The sequence below is a fragment of the Methylomonas sp. MS20 genome (genome assembly GCF_050275925.1).
Taxonomy (GTDB): domain Bacteria; phylum Pseudomonadota; class Gammaproteobacteria; order Methylococcales; family Methylomonadaceae; genus Methylomonas; species Methylomonas koyamae_A.
Genome location: NZ_CP189962.1, coordinates 2,879,953 through 2,904,718, shown reverse-complemented (window position 1 = coordinate 2,904,718; position 24,766 = coordinate 2,879,953). Strand labels below are relative to the sequence as shown.

The 24,766-nt window shown below is 57.0% G+C and carries 21 protein-coding genes; 17 read left to right on the top strand and 4 right to left on the bottom strand.

The window, feature by feature from the left end:
* The first annotated feature begins 86 nt into the window (after positions 1-86).
* Complete coding sequence (locus tag ACQE3D_RS12870; RefSeq protein WP_427501652.1) at positions 87-317, top strand: transposase; 231 nt, start codon at positions 87-89, stop codon at positions 315-317.
* A 733-nt stretch (positions 318-1,050) separates the two neighbouring features.
* On the opposite strand, the gene ACQE3D_RS12865 is transcribed toward ACQE3D_RS12870, so the two are convergent.
* Entirely contained in the window at positions 1,051-1,443 is a 393-nt protein-coding gene (locus tag ACQE3D_RS12865; RefSeq protein WP_168029101.1) for a hypothetical protein, read from the bottom strand.
* A 714-nt stretch (positions 1,444-2,157) separates the two neighbouring features.
* Between ACQE3D_RS12865 and ACQE3D_RS12860 the strand changes: the two genes are divergently transcribed.
* Positions 2,158-4,587, top strand: coding sequence for a tetratricopeptide repeat protein (locus ACQE3D_RS12860; protein ID WP_313730193.1), 2,430 nt, complete (start codon positions 2,158-2,160; stop codon positions 4,585-4,587).
* Between the two features lie 904 nt (positions 4,588-5,491).
* Here the strand turns inward: ACQE3D_RS12860 and ACQE3D_RS12855 are convergent.
* Together ACQE3D_RS12855 and ACQE3D_RS12850 are read right to left on the bottom strand one after the other, a co-directional pair.
* Positions 5,492-6,973, bottom strand: coding sequence for an efflux transporter outer membrane subunit (locus ACQE3D_RS12855; protein ID WP_313730194.1), 1,482 nt, complete (start codon positions 6,971-6,973; stop codon positions 5,492-5,494).
* 569 nt (positions 6,974-7,542) lie between these two features.
* Complete coding sequence (locus ACQE3D_RS12850) at positions 7,543-8,427, bottom strand: PilZ domain-containing protein (RefSeq protein ID WP_313730195.1); 885 nt, start codon at positions 8,425-8,427, stop codon at positions 7,543-7,545.
* A gap of 171 nt (positions 8,428-8,598) precedes the next feature.
* On the opposite strand from ACQE3D_RS12850, the gene ACQE3D_RS12845 reads away from it, so the two are divergent.
* From ACQE3D_RS12845 to ACQE3D_RS12820, 6 genes are all read left to right on the top strand, one after another.
* Positions 8,599-9,246 carry a uracil-DNA glycosylase gene (locus tag ACQE3D_RS12845; protein WP_064029798.1) on the top strand — a complete coding sequence of 216 codons (648 nt, stop codon included), beginning with the start codon at positions 8,599-8,601 and terminating at the stop codon, positions 9,244-9,246.
* Positions 9,243-11,084, top strand: a complete 1,842-nt coding sequence (uvrC, locus tag ACQE3D_RS12840) for an excinuclease ABC subunit UvrC (RefSeq protein WP_409521118.1) — start codon at positions 9,243-9,245, stop codon at positions 11,082-11,084. The genes ACQE3D_RS12845 and uvrC overlap by 4 nt, the downstream gene beginning before the upstream one ends.
* On the top strand, positions 11,074-11,634 hold the full coding sequence (gene pgsA / locus ACQE3D_RS12835; RefSeq protein ID WP_082885577.1) for a CDP-diacylglycerol--glycerol-3-phosphate 3-phosphatidyltransferase: 561 nt from the start codon (positions 11,074-11,076) through the stop codon (positions 11,632-11,634). The genes uvrC and pgsA overlap by 11 nt, the downstream gene beginning before the upstream one ends.
* 70 nt (positions 11,635-11,704) lie before the next feature.
* Positions 11,705-12,316: a TetR/AcrR family transcriptional regulator gene (locus ACQE3D_RS12830; protein WP_064029794.1), complete on the top strand. Its 612-nt coding sequence runs from the start codon at positions 11,705-11,707 to the stop codon at positions 12,314-12,316.
* Between the two features lie 49 nt (positions 12,317-12,365).
* On the top strand, positions 12,366-13,637 hold the full coding sequence (tviB, locus tag ACQE3D_RS12825; RefSeq protein WP_313730196.1) for a Vi polysaccharide biosynthesis UDP-N-acetylglucosamine C-6 dehydrogenase TviB: 1,272 nt from the start codon (positions 12,366-12,368) through the stop codon (positions 13,635-13,637).
* Positions 13,638-13,640: 3 nt separating this feature from the next.
* A complete protein-coding gene (locus ACQE3D_RS12820; RefSeq protein WP_313730197.1) occupies positions 13,641-14,648 on the top strand; it encodes an NAD-dependent epimerase in 1,008 nt (335 codons plus the stop codon).
* Between the two features lie 532 nt (positions 14,649-15,180).
* Here the strand turns inward: ACQE3D_RS12820 and ACQE3D_RS12815 are convergent.
* Positions 15,181-15,744: a chorismate--pyruvate lyase family protein gene (locus ACQE3D_RS12815; protein WP_313730198.1), complete on the bottom strand. Its 564-nt coding sequence runs from the start codon at positions 15,742-15,744 to the stop codon at positions 15,181-15,183.
* A gap of 277 nt (positions 15,745-16,021) precedes the next feature.
* On the opposite strand from ACQE3D_RS12815, the gene ACQE3D_RS12810 reads away from it, so the two are divergent.
* From ACQE3D_RS12810 to ACQE3D_RS12770, 9 genes are all read left to right on the top strand, one after another.
* Complete coding sequence (locus ACQE3D_RS12810; protein WP_281020196.1) at positions 16,022-16,555, top strand: RNA polymerase sigma factor; 534 nt, start codon at positions 16,022-16,024, stop codon at positions 16,553-16,555.
* A gap of 63 nt (positions 16,556-16,618) precedes the next feature.
* Positions 16,619-17,578, top strand: a complete 960-nt coding sequence (locus tag ACQE3D_RS12805; RefSeq protein ID WP_313730199.1) for a FecR family protein — start codon at positions 16,619-16,621, stop codon at positions 17,576-17,578.
* Positions 17,579-17,807: 229 nt separating this feature from the next.
* Positions 17,808-20,285, top strand: a complete 2,478-nt coding sequence (locus ACQE3D_RS12800) for a TonB-dependent siderophore receptor (RefSeq protein WP_313730200.1) — start codon at positions 17,808-17,810, stop codon at positions 20,283-20,285.
* Positions 20,286-20,371: 86 nt separating this feature from the next.
* Positions 20,372-21,652, top strand: coding sequence for a PepSY-associated TM helix domain-containing protein (locus tag ACQE3D_RS12795; protein WP_313730201.1), 1,281 nt, complete (start codon positions 20,372-20,374; stop codon positions 21,650-21,652).
* A gap of 39 nt (positions 21,653-21,691) precedes the next feature.
* Positions 21,692-21,925 (top strand): hypothetical protein, encoded by a 234-nt coding sequence (locus ACQE3D_RS12790; protein ID WP_313730202.1) that lies wholly within the window; start codon positions 21,692-21,694, stop codon positions 21,923-21,925.
* A 78-nt stretch (positions 21,926-22,003) separates the two neighbouring features.
* Positions 22,004-22,765, top strand: a complete 762-nt coding sequence (locus ACQE3D_RS12785) for a TonB-dependent siderophore receptor (RefSeq protein ID WP_313730203.1) — start codon at positions 22,004-22,006, stop codon at positions 22,763-22,765.
* A gap of 25 nt (positions 22,766-22,790) precedes the next feature.
* On the top strand, positions 22,791-23,408 hold the full coding sequence (locus ACQE3D_RS12780; protein WP_313730204.1) for a TonB-dependent siderophore receptor: 618 nt from the start codon (positions 22,791-22,793) through the stop codon (positions 23,406-23,408).
* 24 nt (positions 23,409-23,432) lie between these two features.
* The gene (locus ACQE3D_RS12775; protein WP_157197905.1) at positions 23,433-23,579 is read left to right on the top strand and encodes a hypothetical protein; all 147 of its coding nucleotides are present in this window, start codon (positions 23,433-23,435) and stop codon (positions 23,577-23,579) included.
* Positions 23,580-23,900: 321 nt separating this feature from the next.
* The gene (locus ACQE3D_RS12770) at positions 23,901-24,632 is read left to right on the top strand and encodes a YkgJ family cysteine cluster protein (RefSeq protein WP_313730205.1); all 732 of its coding nucleotides are present in this window, start codon (positions 23,901-23,903) and stop codon (positions 24,630-24,632) included.
* The last annotated feature ends 134 nt before the right edge of the window (positions 24,633-24,766 follow it).

Below are 24,766 nucleotides of genomic sequence, written 5' to 3'. Positions count from 1 at the left end.
GGAGCCGTGGCTTTATGCAGCTATGGATTGGCTGGCACCTGCCCGTGGCCGGCGAGGGCCCGGCCGAGAAATTTTAGGATGCGGCGATCCGGTTTTGTTTGATGATCAAAAACTTGTTCGGTTTGGCGCAGCGGCAAGCCAGCCGGATGGTCGCCAGTATATTGAAATTGTTTGGCCTTGATTGGGTTAAGCCCTATTACCCGACGCTTTGCCGTTGCCAGCAACATGTGCCGGTGTGTATTTCCTATCGCGCCCATCCCAATGGCTTGCATCTACTTGTCGATCGCTCCGCGGTAAAGATGTTGGGCGAAGGCTAGAGTCCAAAGCATAAATGCAAAACCAAGAAACCCGGCGTGGAGTATCGCCGCCAATCGCGTAAGGTTCAGCTGGGAGTCGACGCCGAAACTCCGGAATTCGAGCCATTGAGGTGACATAGAATCGGGTCGGTCGGCCAATCGCGGTAGCTAACCCCTAAAACCGTCCGGCGGGTTTGGGGTAAGGGGAGTTTGCTTGATCAGGGATTTGTGCAACAAAGCGGTCACGAATGACCGGTCCAGGAACGTATTCAACTCGTAGCATTGATTTTGGCCGGTGTCGCGGCGGTTCCGGAGGCTCTGATGGATTTACCGGCGGTGAAGCCTGAACGGGAAAGCCGATTGCAAGAATTCGAGAACATTAGGAGTAAGGCCATTCCTGGGACCAAGTCGAAGCGCATATAAAACACGGGTCATGGCGCACCGTCAAAGTTTACCGGGCGAGCCTTACGTGAAATTGTTGCGGTGCGAGAGTGGCGTGAGTCGCGGAGTGCCGGACTTGGGGCGGGTATTCGTCGCCGCGCTTTCCGTAAAGCCTCTTGTTTAGCGAAAGCGGTAAACTGATTCAGTGGTTGTCGGTGTCGCAAAACCGATCCGATGGGGTAATGCCGAGATAATCGACTTGACGCCGGTTGCGTTTAAGCGGTCGCGGCAGCCGCTCAGTTTTGGAAACCGGTCGCAACCAGAGTATAGGGGGATGCTCGGGAAGGGCGCGGGGATCATGCCCTCCGCTTCGTTACTGGTTCGGGATTAACTCGATACTCAATTGGCTGGCTTTGATGCAGTCGGCATAAGTTTCGTCGGCGTTGTCGGCATTCCTGGCCCGGTTTAGGCATACGGTTGATACCTTGAGATACTGCGCCGTGTCCGCGCGCGCTACCGGCCATTTGGCGTAATCCATGCAGGCGGTGAAGCGTCCGGCGTCCGGGATGGTCGGTATTTCGACGACACTGAGCGCATGCGGCGTGGGCACTTTGATGGCTTCCATGCGCATCGATGCTTGGCTGCAACGCATCGCGTCGGCCGCGTAACCGCGATGATCGTTCGGGTCGCGGCGGGCCACCGGGCCGGACGAGGCGCAAGCGACCAGCAAGCCGGCGCAGAGAATGAATGCTGTGATGTTTGTCATGAGCTATCCCCCATATCAGAAGCCGTTGACAGTGCGAGCGGCCGATGGAATGCCGCGACGGCTCGGCAGAAGTGACGGCGGAACATCCGCCGGGTTTGGCGTCTAGCGACGAGCGCGTGGAAAGTAACTTTTAGTATAGCCCGGACCGGGCGCTTGGCTAGAGCAAAACCTTGGTTGACCGTGTTCGAGATTAAGCGGCGCCCGCTTGGCATTCGAAGGCTTACCCTGGCTTGGCCCGGCAGCCGCGATGAAAATCCGCCGCCGGATTTCAGCCGAGCCGCATTCCGGCTACACTAGCGGACTGATGGCGCTACGTTTGCCGCCTTGCAAACGAGTCGAGCGAATTATGATTCGGCCTGTTAATGATTGAACCTGCCGCCGCGCGCCCTTCGGCTCCGCTCAGGGAGCGGCGGCTCCGGTCAGGGAACGCGCGCAGTCGTTCGCTTCGACTCCGTGTTGGGAGCGGCGGTCGTTCCCAGAGTGAAGTCGTCTTTCTCTGAACGGAGCTGTCGTTCCCACAGTGAAGCCGTCCTTCTTTGAGCGGAGCTGTCGCTCCCTGAGCGGGCGGTCATACCCTTAGTGAAGCCGTCCTTCTCTGAGCGGAGCCGTCGTTCCCTGAGCGGAGTCGAAGGGAACCTCTCAAAAGCTCAACCAAACGATAAACCTGAACCCCGGTAACGCCGGTAAACCAACAGCCCACACATAGACCTCACCATGCGCCGTTTCCGTATCGCATTTTCCTTCGCCGGCGAAAAGCGCCAATTCGTCGAACAGATGGCCGACTTATTGGCCGAACATTTCAGTAAAGCCGAGATTCTTTACGATCGTTATCACCGGGCCGAATTTTCCCGTAGCGATCTGGCATTTTATTTGCCGGATCTGTACGAGCAGGAAGCGGATTTGGTGGTCGCGGTGTTTTGCCCGGATTACGAAACCAAGGAATGGTGCGGCTTGGAATGGAACGCGATTTATGGCTTGCTGAAAGCCCGCAAAGTCGGCGAAGTCATGTTGACCCGCTTCAATAAAGTCGAAGGCAAGGGTTTGCGAGGTTTAGCCGGTTATACCGATCTCGACGACATCAGCCCCGCCGAAACCGCCGATTTGATTCTGGAGCGCTTGGCGCTGAACGCCGATAAGCCGGCGGATTATTACGTCAGCGGCCGGCACAAAACCAAGCCAATCAAGCTGCAAGCCGCGATTCCCAACAATCTGCCGCGCCTGCAATATTTCTTCGGTCGCGACGGCGAGCTGCAAAAAATCGCGGAGTCCCTGGCCGAAGACGCGCGCGGCTGGGGCGCGCTGATCGACGGGCCGGGCGGCATCGGCAAGACCGCGTTGGCGGTACGCGCGGCGGAATGCGTGCCGGCAGGCCGCTTCGAGCGCATCGTGTTTCTGTCGGCCAAGGAGCGGGAACTGACCGCCGACGGCCAACGCGCACTGGGCCATTTCGTGCTTCCAGGCTATCTGGAAATGCTGAACGCGATCGCCCGAGAAGTCGCGCAGCCCGAATTGACCAAACTGGCCGATCTGGAACGCACCGAGGCGGTGTTGCGCGTGTTGCGGGGCGTAAACGTGTTGCTGGTGTTGGACAATCTGGAAACCTTGCCGGAAACCGACCGGGACCAATTGTTTACCTTCTTGAACCGCCTGCCGCGCAGTTGCAGCGCCTTGGTCACCAGCCGGCGCCGCGCCGATGCCAGCGCGGTAACGGTGCGTTTGGATAAACTGGATTGGCCGGCCGCCGAACAACTGTTGGCGGAAATGGCCCGCGACAACCGCTTGTTGAATGAAACCGGCGGCGCGGAACGGCGCAGCCTGTACGACGAGACCGGCGGCAATCCCTTGTTGATGCGTTGGCTGGCCGGCCAACTGGGCATGGGCCGCTGCAAAACCGTGGCGGCGGCGCTGGCGTTTTTGCGCGCCGCGCCGGCAAGCAACAACCCGTTGGAGTTCGTGTTCGGCGATTTGCTGGATAGCTTTTCCGAAGCCGAAACCCAAGTGCTGGCGGCGCTAGCGCATTTCACGCGGCCGATGACGATTAAAATCATCGCCGAACTGGCCGAGATTAACGAGCTGGGCGCCGAACATGCCCTCAGCGGACTGGCGGTCCGAGCCTTGGTGGTGCCGGACACCGAAGAACGCCGTTTTGTGTTGGTGCCCTTGGTCGCCGATTTTCTGCGCCGCCGCCGGCCGGAAATGGTCGCGGCCGCCGGCGGTCGGCTGGAGCAGCGGGCCTATGCGTTGATCGTCGAAAACGGTTACGACAACCATGATCGTTTCGAGAAACTCGATGCCGAATGGCCGAGTCTGGCACCGGCCTTTCCTATTCTATTGGCCGGACCAAACGAGCGCTTACAAACGGCTTGCGATGCACTACGAAATTTTCTCAATTTCACCGGCCGCTACGACGAATGGTTGGCGCTGTGCCAAGACGCCGAAACCAAGGCGCTGGCGGTGGAGGATTTCTGGAGTGCCGGATGGCGGACATATGAAGCCGGTTTTGTGTACTATTTACGCGGTCAAGCCGAGTCGGTGCTGGTTAGCGCCGAACGGGCCGAACGGCATTGGCAGGAAGCGGAACAGGCCGGTCAATGGATAACTCGAGAAAAGGCGGCCGCCATTCGCCTGAAAGGTTCGGGATATGAATTGCGAGAAGATTACCCTTCGGCGATAGAAGCTTTTCGTCGAGCTCTCGAATTACTTCGCAGCCTGGATTCGGAGAGCGACGATGTGGCAATGGTATTAAGCGACTTAGCCGATGCTGAAATAGCGTCTGGCGATTGGGATGCCGCAGAACGCAATTACCGTGAGGCCTTGCGGATCGCGAAGAAGGTTGGCTATCGCGAAGGGGTTGCCTATGTTACCTGCAATTTGGCCACGTTATCGCTTGACCGGAAGGACTGGTCGACCGCCGAACAATTGGCCCGCGAAGCCTTTGCCTTGTCCGAAGCCTTAGGCCGCCGAGAGTTGATAGCAGAAAATCATCGGTCGATAGCTCGTGCCCTGATCCAGCAGGGCAAGACTGAGCAAGCCTTGCCGTATGCCGAAAAGGCGGTGGAAATTTATACCCCGCTAGGTTCCGAGAACCTTAACGAGGCGCTGGAAACCCTGGCCGAATGCCGCCAGCCGTCCGGCGACGGCTGATTTCTCTGTTTCGGCATCGACGCCCAGGCTTTGGACCGGAACCTTCCGCCTCCAAGCCTCGGTCGGGTCGGTCGAAACCGCGGGCTTCAACCATCGAACCCCGGCGTTGATATTCCAAAACGCAAGCGTCGCTGAATTAAGTACAGCCTTCCATCCCAAACATCCAAGCGTCTCGGATGAATCAGCGGCGTTGTCCGATTAACACCGGCTAACCGCTGTTGAATACCGGCAATCCTCCGAATAACATCGGACGATCTCTGCTGAACACCTGGACTTGCTTGTCGAACACGCAAGCTTCTCCGGCAAACAGCGGCCCGGCTCCCATTAACAGGCAACGTTGCTATTTCATCGTAAACGCGTGACTGTTCATCGCGGATGCGTCGGTGTTTATCGTAGAACCTTGTCTGTCGCGCAATGAGGATTGGGTGTTTATCGAGAAAGCTCGAGTGTTCATCTAGGACGCGCGGGTGTTGATCGAGCGAGGCTGGGTGTTCAACACAGACTTTTCGCTGTGCGGAACGAAATGCTCGCTGTCGAACATGGACTGTTGCGGGTTCGGCACGGCATGCCGAATGATGTTTCCGCGCCGGCCGGCATCGGCGCGCAAGCTTCGCGCTGGTCACCGCAAGGCGGCAATTCGATTCGACCGGGTTCTCGGCCGTAACCTTGTTATGAAAGTCACCGGACACGGTCGCCCAATTCGGTGTCGGAGCACTGTCAATCGCGGCTAAAGCCGCTCCCACGCCATGGACTTTCATTTGCCGGGGCGACACGGCAGTTTCATCAGCGTTAGTTGGAAAGCCGCGCGAGCGGTTGTGCTTTTGCACGATCGGTCTGTTCGTTCGTCGTGGCGGTGACGGCGGTCAGGTTCCGATGTCCCGCGCGAGCGCCGCATTCGGGCGGTTTATTCGACCAGCGGCAAAATTAAATAATCGGTCCATTTGCGTTCGCCGGCGGCTTGATCCTCGCTGGGTAGCAGGGTTTCGTTCCAACCGCCGCCGACGGCTTTGACCAACTGTACCGAAGCGGACAAGCGCTGGCCGAGCAGTTGTACCGCGGTTTGTTGGTTGGACAGGGCGGCGGTTTGGGCGGTCATGACGTTCAAATAGCTGACCGTGCCGGCCTGGTATTGGTTGTTGGTCAGGGCCAGCGCGTGTTTGGCGGCGGCGACCGCCTTGTCCTGGACTTGGGTTTCTTCGTCCAAAATCCTTAACGTGGCCAGATTGTCCTCGACTTCTTGAAAGCCGGTCAGCACGGTTTGCCGATAGCCGGCGACACTGGCGTCGTAGGCATCGACGGCTTGTTTGTATTGCGCATTCTTGGCGCCGCCGTCGAACAAGGTCAGGGCCAACCCGGCCGGACCCAGCGCCCAATAGCGGCGGGCCATTGTGAACAGGTTGTCGGCGGTCGGGGATTGAAAGCCGTTGGTGGTGGCCAGATTCAAGGTTGGATAATAGGCCGCCTTGGCGACGCCGATCTGGGCGTTGGCGGCGGCGATTTTGCGTTCGGCGGCGGCGATGTCCGGGCGGCGCTCCAGTAATTCCGACGGTAGACTGACCGGAATGCCCGGCGGTTGCAAATTTAGCGGTGCCGGCGCCAGCGCGAGTTCCGCCGGGGTTTTGCCGATCAATACCGCGATCGCGTGCTCCAGCTTGGCGCGCTGCACGCCCAGATCGATGGATTGGGCGCGGGCGGTTTCCAATTGGGTTTCGGCCTGGACCACGTCGGCTTTGGCGACGACGCCGACCGCGTAACGGTTTTGGGTGATTTCCAAGGTTTTGCTGTAGGCGGCGACGGTTTCGTCGAGCAGGGCTTTCTGGGCATCCAGCGTCCGCAATTGAAAGTAATTGTCGGCCAAGCTGGCTTGGCTGGACAAAATCAGCGCGTGCAAGGTGGCCGCGCTGGCCTGGGCGTTGCCGGTATTGGCTTCGATCTGGCGCCGTACCGTGCCCCACAAATCCGGTTCCCAAGCCACGCCGACCGCTTGGCCGAACAGGTTGCGCACGCCGGACACCGCGACGCTTTGGCCGGTAGCGGCCTTGAAGCGGTTGAAAGTGCCGGTCAACGTGGCGACCGGCAGTAGCGAGGATTGCGCCGATTGTACTAAGTGCTGGGCTTGCCGGTATTGGGCTTCGGCCTGCACGATGGATTGGTTGGCGCCGAGCACTTGTTCTTCCAGTCCGTTCAGTATCGGATCGTTGAAGATCTCCCACCATTTGCCGGGCAAGGCGGTGTCGCGCGGTTGAGCGGGTTTCCAGCCTTGGGCTTCCTTGAACTCGTTGGAAATGTTGGCTTGTGGGCGGACGTAGTCGGGGCCGACCGTGCAGGCGGTTAAAGGCAGCGTAAACAGCAAAACGGAATGCGCGAGTCTGGGGTTACGAAACATGACGGTGGAGATTCGGTAAAAGTCGGAAGAATGGGCGGAATCGGGCGCTGAGCGGTTGATCGGGCGGTGGTTCAAGCAAGGTCAGTTTATCGTGTTTTAGTCTGCGGCAAACGGGCGAGTCCGCGCCGACGTCAATGACCCGGTTTTAGGTGTATCGTTCCCGCCGGCGTTGAGCTAGCAAGCCGCATACCGGTTTATCGCGGCAGAGGTTCCGGAACGGCACTTAGCGTGCCGGCATTTGGTGTGACGGCTAATTCTACTTTGTCGGATTAGAAGAAAGACCGTCATGCCCGCCGGGAAGCGGGTATCCAGTGCCACGGATGGCGAGTTTCGAGCCATCCATGCCGGAATGACAGCCTTCGGTAAGTGGGAGCCTGAAATCTGACAAAGTTGAACTAAGCACTTGATCGATATGGCTGGTAGGTACGCGCGGCGCGGTTTGCGGCGTGCCGACTTCGGATGCGCGGTGCTTGCTGGCATTTCAGCAAAGTCTGGTGCCGGGCTGTTGATGTGCGAACAGTGGGCGACGATGCGATCGCGGCCGTCGGCGGTGCAATGTGCTCACGGATTCAAATCGCCAAGTACCAATAGGCGATCAGCGCGGCGCCGCCGACGCCGACGATTTTGCACTTGTTCACGGGGCTTTGCTGTCCCCAAAAATACAGGCTGCTGGACTTTTTGCGCGAAACAAATAACAGCATGCTATTTAACGCGCGTCGGTACCAAGCCGGGATTTTGCGGCCGAGCAAATACAGTGCCAGTGTCGCGAAGCTGACCAGAATATAAAAGACGATGACCTGGGTTTCATGGGTGCCGGTATGAAAAGCGTGTTCTATGACGTGATCCAGACCCATTTCCAGGTATTCGAACAGTAGATGGGCGACGTGCAATACCGCTTCGAGTAGATGATGGAACAAGCCGACCAGCAAGCCCCAAACCAGATCGGGCGCCGTCAACACGGTCGACAAACCGGCCGCGCCGATCAGATTGACCGCGATGCGCCGCCGATTGTGGCGTTCTATGTGCCGCCGCAGCAATTCGCTGTCGGCGTCGCTCAGGTTGATGAAGCGGGCGCCGATCGTGAACGGGTAGCGGTCGTCTTCGTAAGGGTTGCTGGGCTTGCAATAGGCCACTTCGCCGCAGACGTTGATCGTCGTCAGGCTGGATAGCAGCAAGATTCTCAGCATTAAACGGTCTCCGGTCAGTAGCGCTTCGTCGGTGGTGAAGGCGATCCCTCCGGTGCTGAGGTTGGCTTGCAAGGTATCGTTTTCGACGCTTTCCGAAACCGGCAAGCTTGTCGCCGGGTTTGGGTCGGTATCGAGCAGATCGTCGAAGTCGGGCGGGTTTTGCGGTCGGCCGCCGGGTATTTTTCGGTAAAACAAGTTGACCGATTCGTAGATGCGCAACGCGGTCCTGCGGTTGATTTTATTCTGGTTGTCCGTGTTTGCGCTCATGGAATTTCTCGGTGGAGGTTGCCTGCTACAGCATAGCGAAACGCGCAGAATTGACAAATTCTTCCCGATCCGGTGCTGGTCGAGAGCGGGTGGGAGGCGGGCGTAAAGCCGTCAGCGCAAAACCGGCCGCTCTCCGGTAAAATCGGCGGGTTTTCCATTACCGAAATCTTTATGTCCGATTCCGCATACTTTAATCAGGATTGCCGCCTCTGCCCGCGTTTGGCCGCTTTTCTCGACGACGTCAAATGTCAACATCCCGATTACCACGCGCGGCCGGTGGCGCCGTTCGGCGATCCGCAAGCGCGTTTGCTGGTGGTGGGGCTGGCGCCGGGCATGCACGGCGCCAATGCCAGCGGCAGGCCGTTTACCGGCGATTATGCCGGCTTGCTGCTCTACAGGGCCTTGCACGATTTCGGTTTCAGCAACCAAGCGGAGTCGGCAAACTTGACGGACGGCTTGGTGTTGACGAACTGTCGGATCACCAATGCAGTTAAGTGTTTACCGCCGCAAAACAAGCCGACCGGCGACGAAATCAAACAATGCAATCCGTATCTGGCCGAGGAAGTGAAAACGCTGCCGGCACATTCGGTCATCCTGGCGCTGGGCAATATCGCTCATCAGGCGGTTTTGCGCGCTTACGGCTTGAAGGCCAATACCGTCAAATTCGCGCATCACGTGTGTTTTGAGTTGCCGGACGGGAATACCTTGGTCAGCTCTTACCATTGCAGCCGTTACAACGTGCAAACCAATCGCTTGAGCGTGGCGATGTTCGCCGAGGTATTTCAAACCGTCAAACGCTTGTTAGCCGAAGTGCCGTGACCGAAAGCGCCGACCTGTCCGGTTTCGACGTCAAGGCCTTCTTAAAGACCTTGACGCAACGGCCGGGCATTTATCGCATGCTCGACGCCAATGCCGAGATTATTTACATCGGCAAGGCCAAGAACCTGAAAAACCGGGTGTCGAGCTATTTTCGCGGCAACGCGGTGTCGCCCAAGCAACAGGCGATGGTTGCCAGGATCGCCGCGATCGAAGTCACCGTGACGCATACCGAGGGCGAGGCCTTGTTGCTGGAAAGCCAGCTGATCAAGCGCCACAAGCCGCGCTACAACATCAGTCTGCGCGACGATAAATCCTATCCCTATGTGTTTATCTCCAGTTTTCACGACTTCCCGCAACTGAGCTTTCATCGCGGTGCCAAGAAACGGCGCGGCCGTTATTTCGGTCCTTACCCCAGCGCCAGCGCGGTCAAGGAAACCTTGAAGCTGTTGCAAAAGATATTTCCGGTACGGCAGTGCGAGGACGCGTATTACAACGCCAGGTCGCGGCCGTGCTTGCAGTATCAGATCGAACGCTGCACCGCGCCGTGCGTGGGTTTGGTCGGCAAGGAGGCCTATGCCGCCGACGTTGAAAACACGATTTTGTTCTTGGAAGGCAAGGGCGGTTTATTAATCGACAATCTGGTCGCTAAGATGGAGGCGGCATCGGCCGAGTTGGAATTCGAAGCCGCGGCGTTTTATCGCGATCAGATTGGGCGCTTGCGCGCGGTGTTGGAAAAACAATGCGTCGAAGGCGAGAAGGGGGACGTGGACATCGTGGCCTGCGCCGCCAAGGCCGGCGCGGCCTGCGTGCAAGTGTTCTTCATTCGTGCCGGCCAGAATTTGGGCAATCGCCAATTCTTTCCGAAAATTAGCGACGACGACGGGCCCGCGGAGATTTTGCAAGCCTTCATCGCTCAGTTTTATCTGGACAAGACCGTGCCGGCGGAATTGATTGTTAGCCATCAGCCGCCGGAAGCCGAACTGCTGGCCGAGGTACTGGGCGAACAGGCTAAGCGCGCGGTGGCGATTTCGGCGAGCGTGCGCGGCGAGCGTGCCAAGTGGCTGCAAATGGCGACGACCAACGCCGAATCGGCGTTGAACGTGAAACTGGCCGATCAACAAGGTCTGTTCGGCCGGTTTTTGAGTTTGCAACAGGAATTGCATTGCCCGGAAACCCCGTCCCGGCTGGAGTGCTTCGACATCAGTCATACCTTGGGCGAGCAGACCGTGGCGTCCTGCGTGGTGTTCGATCGCAACGGACCGGTCAAATCCGATTACCGCCGCTTCAATATCGAAGGCGTGACCGGCGGCGACGATTACGCGGCGATTCATCAAGCGGTGTTCCGGCGCTTTAAGCGCCAAAAGCAGGGCGAACATCCGGCGCCGGACATTTTATTCATCGACGGCGGCAAGGGGCAGGTCGGCGAGGCGGAAAAGGCTTTGGCCGAATTGCAGATAAACAATGTTATGATAGTTGGGGTAGCCAAAGGTCCGGATCGGAAAGCCGGCATGGAAAAAATCATTCTGGCGGGTCGTGATCAGCCGCTGGATGTCACGCCGGGTGCGGCGGCTTTGTTGTTGATACAACAGATTCGCGACGAGGCGCACCGGTTTGCCATCACCGGCCACCGGCAACGCCGGAGCAAGGCCAGAAACCGCTCGACGCTCGAAGATATTGCCGGTCTGGGGCCTAAGCGCCGTCAGAGTTTATTGAAACAATTCGGCGGTTTGCAGGGCGTGGTCAAGGCCAGCGTCGATGCGTTAACCAGCATAGAAGGCATTAGTCGGCACTTAGCACAGCGGATTTACGATACATTTCATCAACAAGATGACCATTAGATTCACGATACCGACTTATTTGACCTTGTTGCGGATCGCTTTGATTCCGCTGTTGGCGATCGTGTTTTATCTGCCTTGGGACTATTCCAAACTGGCGTGTACGTCAATCTTTCTGGTCGCAGGTCTGACCGATTGGCTGGATGGCTATCTGGCAAGGAAAATGGATATGCAGACCGCGTTCGGTGCCTTTTTGGACCCGGTCGCCGATAAACTGATGGTCGCATTCGTGTTGGTGTTGTTGGTACAGGCGGAGGCCAATCCGTATTTGGCGATACCTGCGGCCGTCATCATCGGCCGCGAGATCGCGATCGCTTCGCTCAGGGAATGGATGGCCGAAATCGGCCAGCGCGCCAAGGTCAAGGTGTCGCAACTCGGAAAATGGAAAACCACCGCGCAAATGGCCGCCATCAGTTTGCTGTTGTATCGCGACGACTTGTTCGGTCTGCCGATCAATAGCATGGGTTATTGGTTGCTATACTTGTCAGCCGTGTTGACATTGTGGTCGATGGTTAATTATCTGGTCGCGGCTTTCTCAACCATTAAAGAATAATGATAAACGCGGTCCCGCGACCGCGTACACCAGAGGGTAAACGGCAGGTAAAGCTGTATATAAATAAAGCATGGAACAAGAACAAGAAGAATTAGAACAAACTCCCCAAAAGCACAACGTTACGCAGGAAGAAGTATTACAAGCGGCGTTGAAATTGTTTGCCAAGAACGGGTATTTCAATACGTCGCTGACCGACTTGAAGGATGCGCTCGGCTTGAAAACCAATACCGGTATCAATCAGCATTTCAAGACCAAGCAAGCTATCGCTCAAGCCTTGCACGAGCAAATCTTCGACAGCTTGAGCATTTCGGTGGACGACATCCGTCGGCGCAACCGCAAGGCCGCCGAACAATTGCGCGAGGTCGTCGATCTGTTGTTTAAACTGACCGACGATGCGCCGGAGATCGTCCAATTCCTGTTGTTCGTCAAGAGCGAGGAGTTTTTGGCCGAGCCCAAGCCGCTGCTGGAGACCGCCGCGTTCAACAAGATCAAGCGTATCTTTCAAAACGGCGTGCGCGACGGCGAAATCCGCGCCATCGATCCTTTATTGGCCTACACTTATTTCTTCGGCATCATCAACCAAATGCTGGCCATGGTGCTGAACGGCAGTCTGCCCAAATCGGCCGAGAGTTATCTGGCGCAAGCCTGGATAACCGCGTGGGGCGCTATCGTCAAAAAATAATTTTGGTGCTATCGGCCGCGATTAGGCGGCGGAACAGGAGTCAGTGTATATGCTAAAAAACGTCAAAATCGGCATGATTGGTTTGGGTTATGTGGGATTGCCGCTGGCTGTGGAGTTTGGCCATAAATACCCGACCGTCGGTTTCGATATCAATCGCAACCGGGTCGAGGAACTGAGGTCCGGCCACGATCACACGCTGGAAGTTAGTGAAGAGGAACTGGCGCAAGCCGTTCATTTGAGTTATACCGCCGATTTGTCGGACATCGCCGACTGCAATTTTTACATCGTCACGGTGCCGACGCCGATCAACGAGCATAAGCAGCCCGATTTCACGCCGCTGCAAAAAGCCAGCGAAACATTGGGCAAAGTGATCAAGTCCGGCGACATCGTCATCTACGAATCCACCGTCTATCCCGGCGCGACCGAGGAAGTTTGCGTGCCGATTCTTGAGTGCGGTTCCGGTTTGACATTCAATAAGGATTTTTTTGTCGGCTACAGTCCCGAGCGGATCAACCCCGGCGACAAGCAGCACCGGGTTACCAATATCCTGAAAGTGACTTCCGGTTCGACGCCGGAAGTCGCCGAAAAAGTCGATCAACTCTATAAAAGCATCATTACCGCCGGCACCCACAAAGCCAGCTGTATCAAGGTGGCCGAGGCGGCGAAAGTCATCGAGAACACCCAGCGCGACGTCAACATCGCGTTGATCAACGAGTTGGCGCTGATTTTCAACCGTTTAGGCATCGACACCGAGGAAGTTCTGATCGCGGCCGGCACCAAATGGAATTTTCTGCCGTTCCGGCCCGGCTTGGTCGGCGGGCATTGCATCGGCGTCGATCCTTATTATCTGACCCATAAGGCGCAGGCGATCGGTTACAACCCGGAAGTGATTCTGTCCGGTCGGCGCATCAACGACGGCATGGGCGTTTACGTGGTGTCGCAACTGGTTAAGCTGATGCTGAAAAAACGTTTCCACGTGCAGCAAGCCAATGTGTTGATACTCGGCTTGACTTTCAAGGAAAACTGCCCGGACATCCGCAACACCCGCGTCGTTGACATCGTCGCCGAACTGGACACCTACGGCGTCAACGTCGATATCTATGATCCATGGGTGAACCCCGACGAAGCCGTCCACGAATACGGCATTCGGCCAATAGCCCAGCCGGAAGCCGGCAAATACGAAGCCATCATCCTGGCGGTGGCCCACGACGAATTCAGAAACATGGCTATCGCCGACATCCGGGCCTTGGGCAAGCCGGACGCGGTGGTTTACGATTTGAAATATCTGTTCCCGGCCGATCAGACCGACGCGAGACTGTAAGCGATGAAAATCATGGTGACCGGCACCGCCGGGTTTATCGGTAACCATTTGGCGTTGCGATTGTTGGCGCGCGGCGACGAAGTCATCGGCGTAGACAATCTCAACGACTATTACGACGTCAATCTGAAAATCAACCGATTGGCGCGTTTGCAGGCATTTCCGGGATTTACCGATGTGCGCTTGGATATTGCCGACCGTGGCGGTATGGGGGCATTGTTCAAACAGCATCGGCCGCAAAAAGTGGTCAATCTGGCCGCGCAAGCCGGCGTTCGCTACTCGATCGAAAATCCCTACGCGTATATCGACAGCAATATCGTCGGCTTCATCAACATCCTGGAAGGCTGCCGTCATCATGGCGTCGAGCATTTGGTCTATGCATCCAGCAGTTCGGTGTACGGCGCCAACGAAGCCATGCCGTTTTCGGTACACGATAACGTTGACCATCCGCTCAGCTTGTACGCTGCTTCCAAGAAGGCTAACGAGTTGATGGCGCACACCTACAGCAATCTCTACAACTTGCCGACTACCGGACTGCGCTTTTTTACCGTCTACGGCCCGTGGGGCCGTCCGGACATGGCCTTGTTTTTGTTTACCAAGGCGATTTTAGCTGGCGAAAAAATCGACGTGTTCAACTACGGTAAGCACCGCCGCGATTTTACCTATATCGACGACATCGTCGAAGGCGTGATTCGGACGCTGGATCATACCGCCGAGCCCAATCCGGACTGGAGCGGCGCCAAACCCGATCCCGGCACCAGTCGCGCGCCGTGGCGGGTCTACAATATCGGCAACCAAAGCCCGGTGGAATTGATGGCCTACATCGAAACCCTGGAGCGTTTTCTCGGTAAAACCGCCGAGAAAAACCTGTTGCCGCTGCAACCCGGCGACGTACCGGATACCTATGCCGATGTCGAAGCCTTGGTCGAGGATGTTGGCTATAAGCCCAGTACCACGATACAAGAGGGCATAGAGCGTTTCGTGACCTGGTATCGCGAGTATTACCGGGTTTAAGTCTGTTATCGGCGATTGCTAAATTTGCCAGGAGCGGCTTCTGCCGCCAATGGCGTCCCGCTCGGTGCGATGGCTTTCGCACTGAGGCTTTCATCGCACATTCAACAACTCCGATTGCCGAAATTAGTGATTCAGCCGGTTAACGCTGAATCATTGGCCCGTTCCCTTCGACTCCGCTCAGGGAGCGGGTGGATGGTCCTTTTGCTCCGCTTAGGGAACAGGTACACGGTACATTTGCTTTGTTCAGGGAGCGGGTGGGCGGTACTTTTGCTTTGCTCAGGGAACGGGTGGGCGGTACTTTTGCTCCGTTCCGGGAACGGGCGAGTGCTGCTCTTGCTTTGCTTAGGGAAGGTGCTGGTCGATGGATTGGTTCCGCTCAGCGAGCCTGTTTGAGGCTTTTCGGCTCCGCTCCCGAGGCGTGCAGGGCGTTCCCTGAGCGGAGCCGAAGGGAACGTTTTCCGGCAGAGGAATCCATTTAAACCGCATCGTTCCGGAAAAATCAGCAACGTCGTCCGTTTCCTCCCCATCTTGCTCAGCCCTTCCAAAATAAGCCCGGCAAGAAAAATTCCGCCACTACCAGAGGTTGCTGATGGATCGCGTAGACGGTGCGGCGCCCCCAAACCGGCTGGCGCAATTCCAAGCCTTGAGCCAAGGCCGGCGACCAGTTCGACGCGGGCGCGCGGCTGAATTGGCGTTGCCGCCGCTCCAGATCCGGATAGGCAAAAATCACTTCTCCCAGAGGCCGGTTACCCAAGTGGGACAGATTGCGATGCGCAATTTCTATGGTGCGTTCCGGCAAAATCGTCCGCGCCAATACCAACGGTCGGCCGGCGGCATGCAGCATCACCTCTCTGACCAATTGATAACGTGCGGTCGGTAGGCCGAGCAAACGGCATTCGTCGATGAAGGCCGGCCGCCAGCGGTTGAACAACACCGAAACCCCAAAATCCTGCCCGTAAATCCCGCGCAGACGTTTGGTCAACGAGCCGGTTTCGTCGAGCCAGGATTGCAAATCGATAGGGAGACGGTGTTGATCGGCGGATTTCCGCGCTAGCCACAGCGGTGCTTTGACGAACAAACGACTGTTATTGGCCAACGGTGGCCTCTTGAACTAATGCGATGCGGGCAATCATGCGAATGGAAAGTGCGACGGTGGTCGAAAAGCGTATTTTAACACCGCCGACGCGGCGTTCTCGGTTGAATCCGGAATGATAGGCTCTTCATGTGTCATATGCCTCGGTGCTGTGGCATATGACACAGTGTTTAGCCGGCCGACCTTGCCGCTGGCCGAAGATTCGTGGCGTTTAACGGCGGCCCGCGAATTGCTTACCCTCTAGTCCAGTCCCGTTTGCGGTCAATTCCAAGTTCAGATTATGAGCAGCATAGCGGTCGATGTCGGCGATTTGTTTCGCGATCATCGGCAATCCTTGATTCACTCAATCTTCACGATCGTCGGATGCCCGCAGACCGCCGAGGACTTGGCGCAGGAAGCGTATTTGAAATTGCTCCAGACCGCGCAATCCCAGGATATTCATTTTCCCAGGCCGTTTTTGTACCAGATCGGCCGTAATCTGGCCTTGGACCATCTGCGTAAGCAGCAGGTGCGCCAAGCCGGCGTCGAACGCGACCGCGATGACGATGGCGAGGACGACCTGCTGGCGCGATTGCCGGCCGGCGCGCCAACGCCGGACCGGCAAGTCGAAGACCAACAACAGGTCGCGTTATTGATGAAAGCGCTGGAGGGCCTGTCGGAACGGCGCCGGCAAATTCTGGTGATGCACAAGTTCCACCACTGGCCCTACGAACGCATTGCCCGGCATTTCGGTATTTCCCGCAGCGCGGTCGAGAAAAACGTCCAGGTTGCGCTGGCGCATTTGCTGGCCGCGCAAATGAACGGTACCGACTGAGCCGTGCATGCATGCCGACCCGCTAAGCTGATACTATCCGCCGTCACTTCCGTCCAATCGTCGATGTCCACCGCAACCGATTCTTCATTTCCATCCGAGCTGTCCGCCCTTGACCGCGAGGCCTTGGCCTGGCTGACTCGCCTAGGCGGCGAACCGGCCGATGCCCGCGCGCGCCGGGAGTTCGCCGATTGGTTGCACCAATCGCCGGAACACCGGCAGGCTTACGAACGCGCCGAAGCGCTGTGGCACTCGTCGGCCTTGACCGTCGCACTAGGGCAGTACGCGGCTATTCCGTTGCCGGTGCCGGTCCGCCGCTTTACGGCCGGTTGGGCGGCAGCGGCTGGCGTGATGCTGGTTTGCGGCTGGCTGGCGTTCGCCGCCGGCTGGATAGACGTGCTGCGCGCGGATGTTGCCACCGCGGCCGGCAAACAGCGCCGGGAAATACTCGCCGACGGTTCCGCGCTGATTTTAAATACCGACAGCGCGGTAAAGCTTGACTACGCCGACGGCCGGCGCGGCGTGACTTTGTTGAAAGGGGAAGCGTATTTCGAAGTACAACCGGACAAAGCCCGGCCTTTCCTGGTGCGCACCGCGCAAGGCTCGGTCAGCGTGGTCGGAACCCGTTTCAACGTGCGCGACGGCGCGACCACGTCGGTCGACGTCGAAAGCGGTGTGGTCGTTTGCAGCACCGAACGCGGCGAAAGCCGGACCGTACGGGCCGGTCAGCACAGCGACATTTCGGCGGCCGGCGTATCGGAACCGGCGGCCAGCGATGCGGAGCAACGCTTTGCCTGGCTAAAGGGGCGCTTGATTTTCAAGGATAAATCGCTCGCCGATGTCATCGCCGAACTGGACCGCTACCATCCCGGTGCCATCGTCGTTGCCGACGCCGACCTCGGGCAAATCCGGATCACCGGCAACTACAAATTACAGGACACCGCCGCGCTGGTCCGCACGCTGGCCGACATCGCAGGCGCCAAAGTCTACGGTTTGGACGGGTACCTGACGGTGTTAAAACGCTAAGGCATAGGCCGTCCCGCCAAAAATCGTATTTGCCCGGAGCATGCGTCTTCGCATGGTCATTCGGCTCGGTCCTCGGCATTTGGGCTTCTCCCGACCGAGCCGAACTGTGCCTTCGGCAAAAGCGGCAAAAATATTTTATCTGGCAAGTGTGTGATCCGCTTTCCGGTACGTCTCGGTAACCATGCGCCGAATTGGCGCCGTCTACGTTACCAACGATACCGGAGAGATCATGATCGAAAAGTCCACTGAAATCCGCCATTCTCAAGGTTCGCGCGGCTTGAGCGCGGCCATCGCGCTGACCCTCGGCGGCATGTTGACGCTATCGCCGTTCCAATCCGGCCATACCGAACCGGCCAGCCAAACCGACGCCGTCCGCCATTTCCAGATCCCCGCGCAAGCGCTGGAAGACGCGCTGAACGCATTCATCGAGGCCAGCGACTGGCAAGTGGGTTTTCCGGCAGGTTTGGCGAAAAACGCGCGCTCCAATGTAGTCAATGGCGACTACTTGCCGCAACAGGCGTTGGAGATATTGTTGAGAGGGACTGGACTGAGCTATCGCTTAACCGGCCGAAATAGCGTGACCTTACAAACAGCGCCAAGCTCACGCTCCACGGATTTAACGACCATGTCCGCCGTGATGGTGTCCGGCAAAAGACAATACGACGCCACCGACCCATTCAACAAGGATTACTCGGTACCCAACACCTCATTCGCGACCAAAACCGACACGCCGATCATGGAAACCCCACTCAACGTCCAAGTGATTCCGAAAGCGGTGTTGGATGACAATCAAGCGATAAAAATCGATCAGGCCGTCAAATACGTTAGCGGCGTGACCACCGGTCAGGCGGCGGGCGGTTTGACGGATCAAGTGACCATACGCGGCTTCTATAACTACAACTTGTTTCGCAACGGCTTTCGTATCGACGCATCCGGCCCGGAAGGCACGCGAAACATGGCGAACGTGCAAAGTCTGGAAGTACTGAAAGGCCCCGCCGCGATGTTGTACGGCCGCGTCGAGCCCGGCGGCATGCTCAATATCGTCACAAAAAAACCGCTGGATACCGCGTATTACGCGTTCCAGCAGCAATTCGGTTCGTTTGATTTGTTCCGCTCCAGCCTCGACGCCACCGGACCGGTGACCGACAATAAAGATTTGCTGTACCGAATGAACCTCGCCTTCGAAAAAAGCGGTTCGTTTCGGGAAAACGTCGATTACGACAAACTGTTCGTTGCGCCGGTACTGCAATGGAACATCAGTCCAGCTACGACCGCGCTGTTAGAGCTGGAGTACCGTAAGGAAAACAATGTGTACGATCTGCATGCCCGACCGTTAATTATCGACGGCACCAGGGCGGACGGCTCCTGGATCAATCCGCGTTTGGCGGACATTCCGCGCGAACGGAATTTGATGGAGGACAACCGCAACCATGTCGAAGACAAGCTGATCGGCTTGAATCTTACTCATAAATTTAACGACGATTGGGTATTGACCGAGCAGTTGAATATCCAGTTGTTGGATCGAGACCGCGTGGTGATGTTGCCCGGCACGCTGCAAGCCGACCAGCGCACGCTGAACAGACGCTTACTCACCAGCGACTTTTTCACAAACGACAGCTATTTCACGACCACCAATTTGACCGGCCATTTCGATACCGGATTTCTAAAACACACCTTGTTGATTGGCGGCGATTATTATTTGCAAGACATCAATTCCGTCGGTTACAGCAGCACGGCCGCGAGCACCATCGACATTTACAACCCCGTCCATACCGGCAATCCGCCCATCGACCCAACGACGCGCGCCAGCCAGTCGTTTCATACCCAAACCGACTTTTACGGGATTTATCTGCAAGATCAAATCAAACTGCCTTATAACGTCCACGTCATGGGCGGATTCCGCTATCAGAATGTGGAGCAGTATGACGTGCTCGCCGGAACCGTCGGCCAGAAAGCCGATGCGGTGACGCCGCAGGTGGGGGTTCTTTGGCAGCCGATTCACTGGCTGAGCCTCTATGGTAACTACGTCGAAAACTTTGGCGTCACCAATGGCAATTTAACCAGCGATAAATCGTTTTTGCCGCCGGAAACCGCGGAACAGTGGGAGGTCGGCTTTAAAACCGCATTTTTCGAAGATCGGTTGACCAGTACGGTCGCCTATTATCAATTGACCAAGCGGAACATCGCGACCACCGATTTACTCAATCCGAGCTTCGCGGTTGCGACTGGCGAAGCGCAAAGCCGAGGCGTTGAGGTGGATGTTAAAGGCGAAATTTTGCCGGGATGGAACGCTATCGCCACTTATGCATACACCGAAACCGAAGTTCTTAAAGAAAACAACCCGAATAACATCAGAGTTGGCGGCGGTTTTCGCGGCATTCCCAAACACACTTCCACGCTGTGGACGACATACGATTTCCAGCAGGAGTCTCTGCGCGGATTCAAGGTTGGGGCGGGTTTGGAGTTGGTCAGCGACAAGAAAGCCACTTTCGACAATCACGACTTTAGTTTTGCCGGTTACGGCGTCATCGATCTATTGGCGGCCTACACGCGGACGGTGGCGAAAACCAATGTCACGTTACAGCTCAACGTGACCAATTTGCTGGATAAGGAGTATGTCCACGACGGATTTGCGATGCCTTTTCAAACCCGTGCAACCTGGGGCACGCCTCGATCTTTCATGGGTTCGGTTAAGGTCGAGTTCTAATCGGGAACCGGTATAAGAGGGTGCGCGAAGCGCATGTTCACACGCCGTGTCGTATTTTTCAGTCATTGACGTTTATGAAAATCGCCATGAAACCAGCATCCGAGAATTACTCGCGAATGGCTGAGCTTGCTTCGTCGGCAGTTTCCGCCCGCCGTTTAAACGCGCTCAAAGCCCGTCGGAAACGCTGGCTGGCGTTTCATCTTTATCTCGGCTTGAGCGCGGGATTGTTGCTGGCCGTTGTCGGTCTGACCGGCGGCATCCTGGTGTTCTACCAGGAACTGCAGGAGATTTTGAACCCGGAGTTGTCGGTCGTATCCTTACCGGCCGAGGGGAGGCGCAATTTACGCCCATTGGATGACATAGTCGCGGCGGCCGAAAACGCTAAACCGGCGGGCAGCCACTTTTTTAAAGTGTACTACCCACGCAAAGCCGATATTGCCTATAAATTTTTATATTTTGTCCGGGAACAAACCCCGTCAGGCAAGGGTGACGGCTATTACATTTTCGTCGATCCTTACACCGCGCGAGTTCAGGGCTTACAACTCTGGCATCCGAAAGATCGATACTGGGGTCGGCCCTTGGTCAGTTTCATCATGCAACTGCATTGGTGTTTGCTGATGGGCAAAAGCGGCGGCACTATCGTCGCGATTCTCGGCGCATTTTCGATTATTTCGGTATTGACCGGCTTGATCGTCTGGTGGCCGCTTACCGGCAAATTCAGACAAGCACTGACATTTAAAGCCAAGGTGGGCTCGGTCAGGTTTAACTTCGATCTGCATAAAACCGCCGGCTTCTATTTCAGCATCGTGTTATTGCCGGTATTGTTTTCCGGTATTTACATGACCCTGCCTGAGCGAGTAGACGTAGTAGTCAAGCCGTTCTCGACGATGACCCGGCCCAATGCCTACAGCGGTATTCCGGAAACCATCGATAGTGCCACTCCGGTTGAGGGACAAGTGGCGATAAGCTCGTTGCGGGTGGAAGCGATCGTGCAGCAAAACTACCCCGGCGGCCGGCTATGGATGCTGAATGCCCCCAAAGACAGAACCGACGTGTTCCGGGTCATGAAGCGCGACATCGAAGAATTAAGCCGCTTCGTCGGCTATCGGGAGATTGCCGTCGATCAATACAACGGCGAAATTCTGAAAGTCTATGATTCCGGCACCGGCTCCAACGCCGACGTTTTCTACGATTGGCAATGGCCCTTGCATAGCGGCCATGCCTTCGGCTGGCCGGGGCGGATTCTGGTGTTGTCGAGCGGTTTGGCTTGTCCGGTATTATTCGTCACCGGCGTGATACGCTGGCGCCAAAAACGGCGGGCCAAACGAATTTCGCGCGTGCTTGGTTCGGTAACGTCGGGCCGATGAAGGCGGTTTTGATTGGTCCGAGCATCGAAACGATTTAGCGTGCGGCCAGTCTTCCGTCGCTTGCGTAACTCGTCGACTGCCACCAAAACCGACACGCCGGTCATGGAAACGCCGTTTTCGATACAAGTCGTCCCTAAGCAGGTGTTGGAAGACCGGCAGTCGGTCAGATTGGATAAACCTAAAAAGGGCAGTTGGCGTGTATTGCGGGCCGTTCGTGCTGAGCAACGTCAAAGCATGGACGGCTCGCAATACACTCACCAAACGGGTGAATGAAAAATCCCGCGCGCCCTTCGACAAGCTCAGGACGAACGGGATTTTTCATCGCCAAACTGCTCTTTTTAGGATAAAGCCTTGGAGAACGTCAGCGACGTGATTCCGGCCGGCGGCGTCGGCGCGGCTTACGGCCAGCAAAACGGTTGGGTGATTCGCGGCTTCGTGCCCCAGGATTACTATCGGGACGGCATGCGGGTGCCCAGCATCCGTATTGCCGACGGTTTTCGCGAGTTGGCGAATATCCAAAAAGTGGAGGTGTTAAAAGGGCCGGCGTCGATTCTGTACGGGCGGATGGAGCCTGGCGGCATCGTCAACCTGGTCACCAAAAAACCGTTGGATGAAGCGTATACCGCCGTTGCTCAGCAGTGCGGTTCCTACGACTTTTATCGCACCACCGTGGACAGCACTGGACCGATCACCGGCGACAAGTCGCTGTTATACCGGGTCAATCTGGCCTACGAGAACAGCGGTTCGTATCGCGATTTTGTCGAACACGAGCGGGTGTTTCTGGCGCCGAATCTGCGTTGGAATATTTCCGATCGAGCCCGCTTGGATCTACATCTGGAATACCAGCGCAGCAACAATGCCACCGACTACGGATTCCTGGCGCCGAATAACAGCAATCGACCGGTTGCGCCGGCCAATTCTCTAAGCCTGTCCGGACCCGACAGCAAGCTGGATTCGGAACGCATCAGTTTTGGGTTCGACCGGTCGCACGCTTTTAACGACAATTGGAAAATCAATCACCGTTTCGACATCTCGTATTTGCCGCTCAGCGATTTGAATCCGCAGTTCGTGCCGATCGGTAGCCGCCAAGGACTTACACTTTGCCGATCCTAATCGGCCGTTACAAGCCTATACGCCGGTGTCCAACGCCGAAACCGCGGTCAAGCCCCGCTTCGGCATTGTCTGGCAACCGATCAAGGAAGTCAGCGTTTACGGCAATTACGTCGAGAACTTCGGTTTGAGCCAAGGACACAATTCCAATCAGCAACCCTTGCCGGCCTTGACCGCGCAACAATACGAAGCCGGCATCAAAACCGAATGGTTCGGCGGTAAGCTGACCGGTTCGTTGGCCTGGTTCGAGATTACCAAGCAAAATCTGCCGATACTGGATACCAGTCCCCTGGGTTTGCTGAACGGCGCGATGGTGGCGATCGGCGAAGTACGCAGTCGCGGCGTGGAAATGGATGTGGCCGACGAGATATTGCCGGGTTGGCGGGTGATCGGCAATTACGCTTACGTCGATGCCCGAGTCATCAACGACAGCGACAACTCGGGCGGTACCGGCAACGTAGGCCACCGCTTACCCAACGTGCCGCGCAACGCCGCCTCGCTTTGGAATACCTACGAATTGCAGGACACGGCTCTGCGCGGCTTGAAATTCGGCGCGGGCGTGGTGATGCGGGATCAGCGCGAAGGTGATTTGACCAATGATATTCAATTGCCGGGTTACGCGACCGTGGACTTGATGGCCAGCTAGGGCTTCAAAGTCGGAAAAACCAAGTTGACCACCCAAATCAACGTCTACAACATATTGGACAAGGGCTATTACGAAAGTACCAATGGCGCTTTATCGCTGGTGCCTATTGGTTACGGCATCATGCCAGGCGCGCCGACGACGGTGATGGGCATGGTCAAGGTGGAGTTTTAAACCACCACCCCGCCGGCCTGATACGTTTGTGTTTGGCGCAAGGAGCAAGCTATATAGTGTCGAAGTCGCTCTTTTATTCAGATTTAAGCAACGCCGTCATACCCGCCGGGATGCGGGCGTCCAGTGCAGCTTCGATCCGTCCGTGGGGTCTGGATTTCGACAATCCCTGCCGAAATGACGAGCACTACCGAGAATCTGACAAGGTAGAATTAACCACTACCGGTTTCTCCTCTAGGCGTAAAGCAGTTCTTTCCCATAGAATACGCGTGGTAATTTAACCGAGGGGGCAACGGCCCTCCGTAACGCGTGCCGGGAGGCGGGATGAACGAAGACGATTGCTTGGGTTTTTTCGCCGCGCAAAGCGAGGCGTTTGCCGACACGTTGGCGGCGCGGCGCGGCCGCCCGGATTTGATCGACGGCCTATTGTCCCAGGCCTTCAGTAGCTTTGACGGTAACGTCGCCGAAGAAACCGAAGGCCATCCGCCCATCGCTTGCGACAAGGGCTGCGCCACCTGTTGCACGTTGCGGGTCACTGCGACCGCGCCGGAGGTGTTGTTGATCGCACGCTATATTCGCTGGACCGCGAGCCAGAACAGCGAATTAGGTCTGGCCGATCTACTCGCCAAGGCCGATCGTCAAACCGCCGGCTTGAATGAAGCGGAGCGAGTTAAGTTGCGGCGGGCTTGCCCGTTCATTCGGCGCGGTGCTTGTGCGATTTATCAAGTGCGGCCATTGGCCTGTCGCGGACACGCTTCCTACGACCGGCGCGCTTGCGTCGATGCATTTGCCGGTCGCGCCGATCGGGTGCCGATTTCCGAGCCGCACCGCACTTTCCGCGGTTTGATTCAGAACGCGATGCAATCGGCGTTGCGCGATGCCGGTTACGCCTGGGAGTTATACGAGTTGAACCGCGCGGTGACGATGGCGCTGGGTGATGCGGATAGTCAAGCGGCGTGGCTGGTGGGTGAAGACGTATTTTTTCCGGCCGCGACTGGCGACGTGGGGCGCGAGGAAATGGCGCGCACTTTCGATACGCTGAAGTTGCTGGCCTGAGTCTGGCCTGTTGGGCGCTAGTTACGATCGCTCGGCGCCGGCCGATGCCGGCGGCAGCGGATTTAAAACGGCGTGGGAGTTGGCGACGATACCTTTTGCATTTCAGAGTGAGGCGCATCCGCTCCGTCAACCTC

What these genes read in the sequence shown, in the direction of transcription:
- ACQE3D_RS12820 (WP_313730197.1), top strand. Translation starts at nt 13,641, where the DNA reads ATGAAAATCATGGTGACCGGCACCGCCGGGTTTATCGGTAACCATTTG.
- pgsA (WP_082885577.1), top strand. Translation starts at nt 11,074, where the DNA reads ATGACCATTAGATTCACGATACCGACTTATTTGACCTTGTTGCGGATC.
- ACQE3D_RS12805 (WP_313730199.1), top strand. Translation starts at nt 16,619, where the DNA reads ATGTCCACCGCAACCGATTCTTCATTTCCATCCGAGCTGTCCGCCCTT.
- ACQE3D_RS12795 (WP_313730201.1), top strand. Translation starts at nt 20,372, where the DNA reads ATGAAACCAGCATCCGAGAATTACTCGCGAATGGCTGAGCTTGCTTCG.
- ACQE3D_RS12865 (WP_168029101.1), bottom strand. Translation starts at nt 1,443, where the DNA reads ATGACAAACATCACAGCATTCATTCTCTGCGCCGGCTTGCTGGTCGCT.
- ACQE3D_RS12845 (WP_064029798.1), top strand. Translation starts at nt 8,599, where the DNA reads ATGTCCGATTCCGCATACTTTAATCAGGATTGCCGCCTCTGCCCGCGT.
- ACQE3D_RS12830 (WP_064029794.1), top strand. Translation starts at nt 11,705, where the DNA reads ATGGAACAAGAACAAGAAGAATTAGAACAAACTCCCCAAAAGCACAAC.
- ACQE3D_RS12810 (WP_281020196.1), top strand. Translation starts at nt 16,022, where the DNA reads ATGAGCAGCATAGCGGTCGATGTCGGCGATTTGTTTCGCGATCATCGG.
- ACQE3D_RS12850 (WP_313730195.1), bottom strand. Translation starts at nt 8,427, where the DNA reads ATGAGCGCAAACACGGACAACCAGAATAAAATCAACCGCAGGACCGCG.
- ACQE3D_RS12770 (WP_313730205.1), top strand. Translation starts at nt 23,901, where the DNA reads ATGAACGAAGACGATTGCTTGGGTTTTTTCGCCGCGCAAAGCGAGGCG.
- tviB (WP_313730196.1), top strand. Translation starts at nt 12,366, where the DNA reads ATGCTAAAAAACGTCAAAATCGGCATGATTGGTTTGGGTTATGTGGGA.
- ACQE3D_RS12800 (WP_313730200.1), top strand. Translation starts at nt 17,808, where the DNA reads ATGATCGAAAAGTCCACTGAAATCCGCCATTCTCAAGGTTCGCGCGGC.
- ACQE3D_RS12855 (WP_313730194.1), bottom strand. Translation starts at nt 6,973, where the DNA reads ATGTTTCGTAACCCCAGACTCGCGCATTCCGTTTTGCTGTTTACGCTG.
- ACQE3D_RS12860 (WP_313730193.1), top strand. Translation starts at nt 2,158, where the DNA reads ATGCGCCGTTTCCGTATCGCATTTTCCTTCGCCGGCGAAAAGCGCCAA.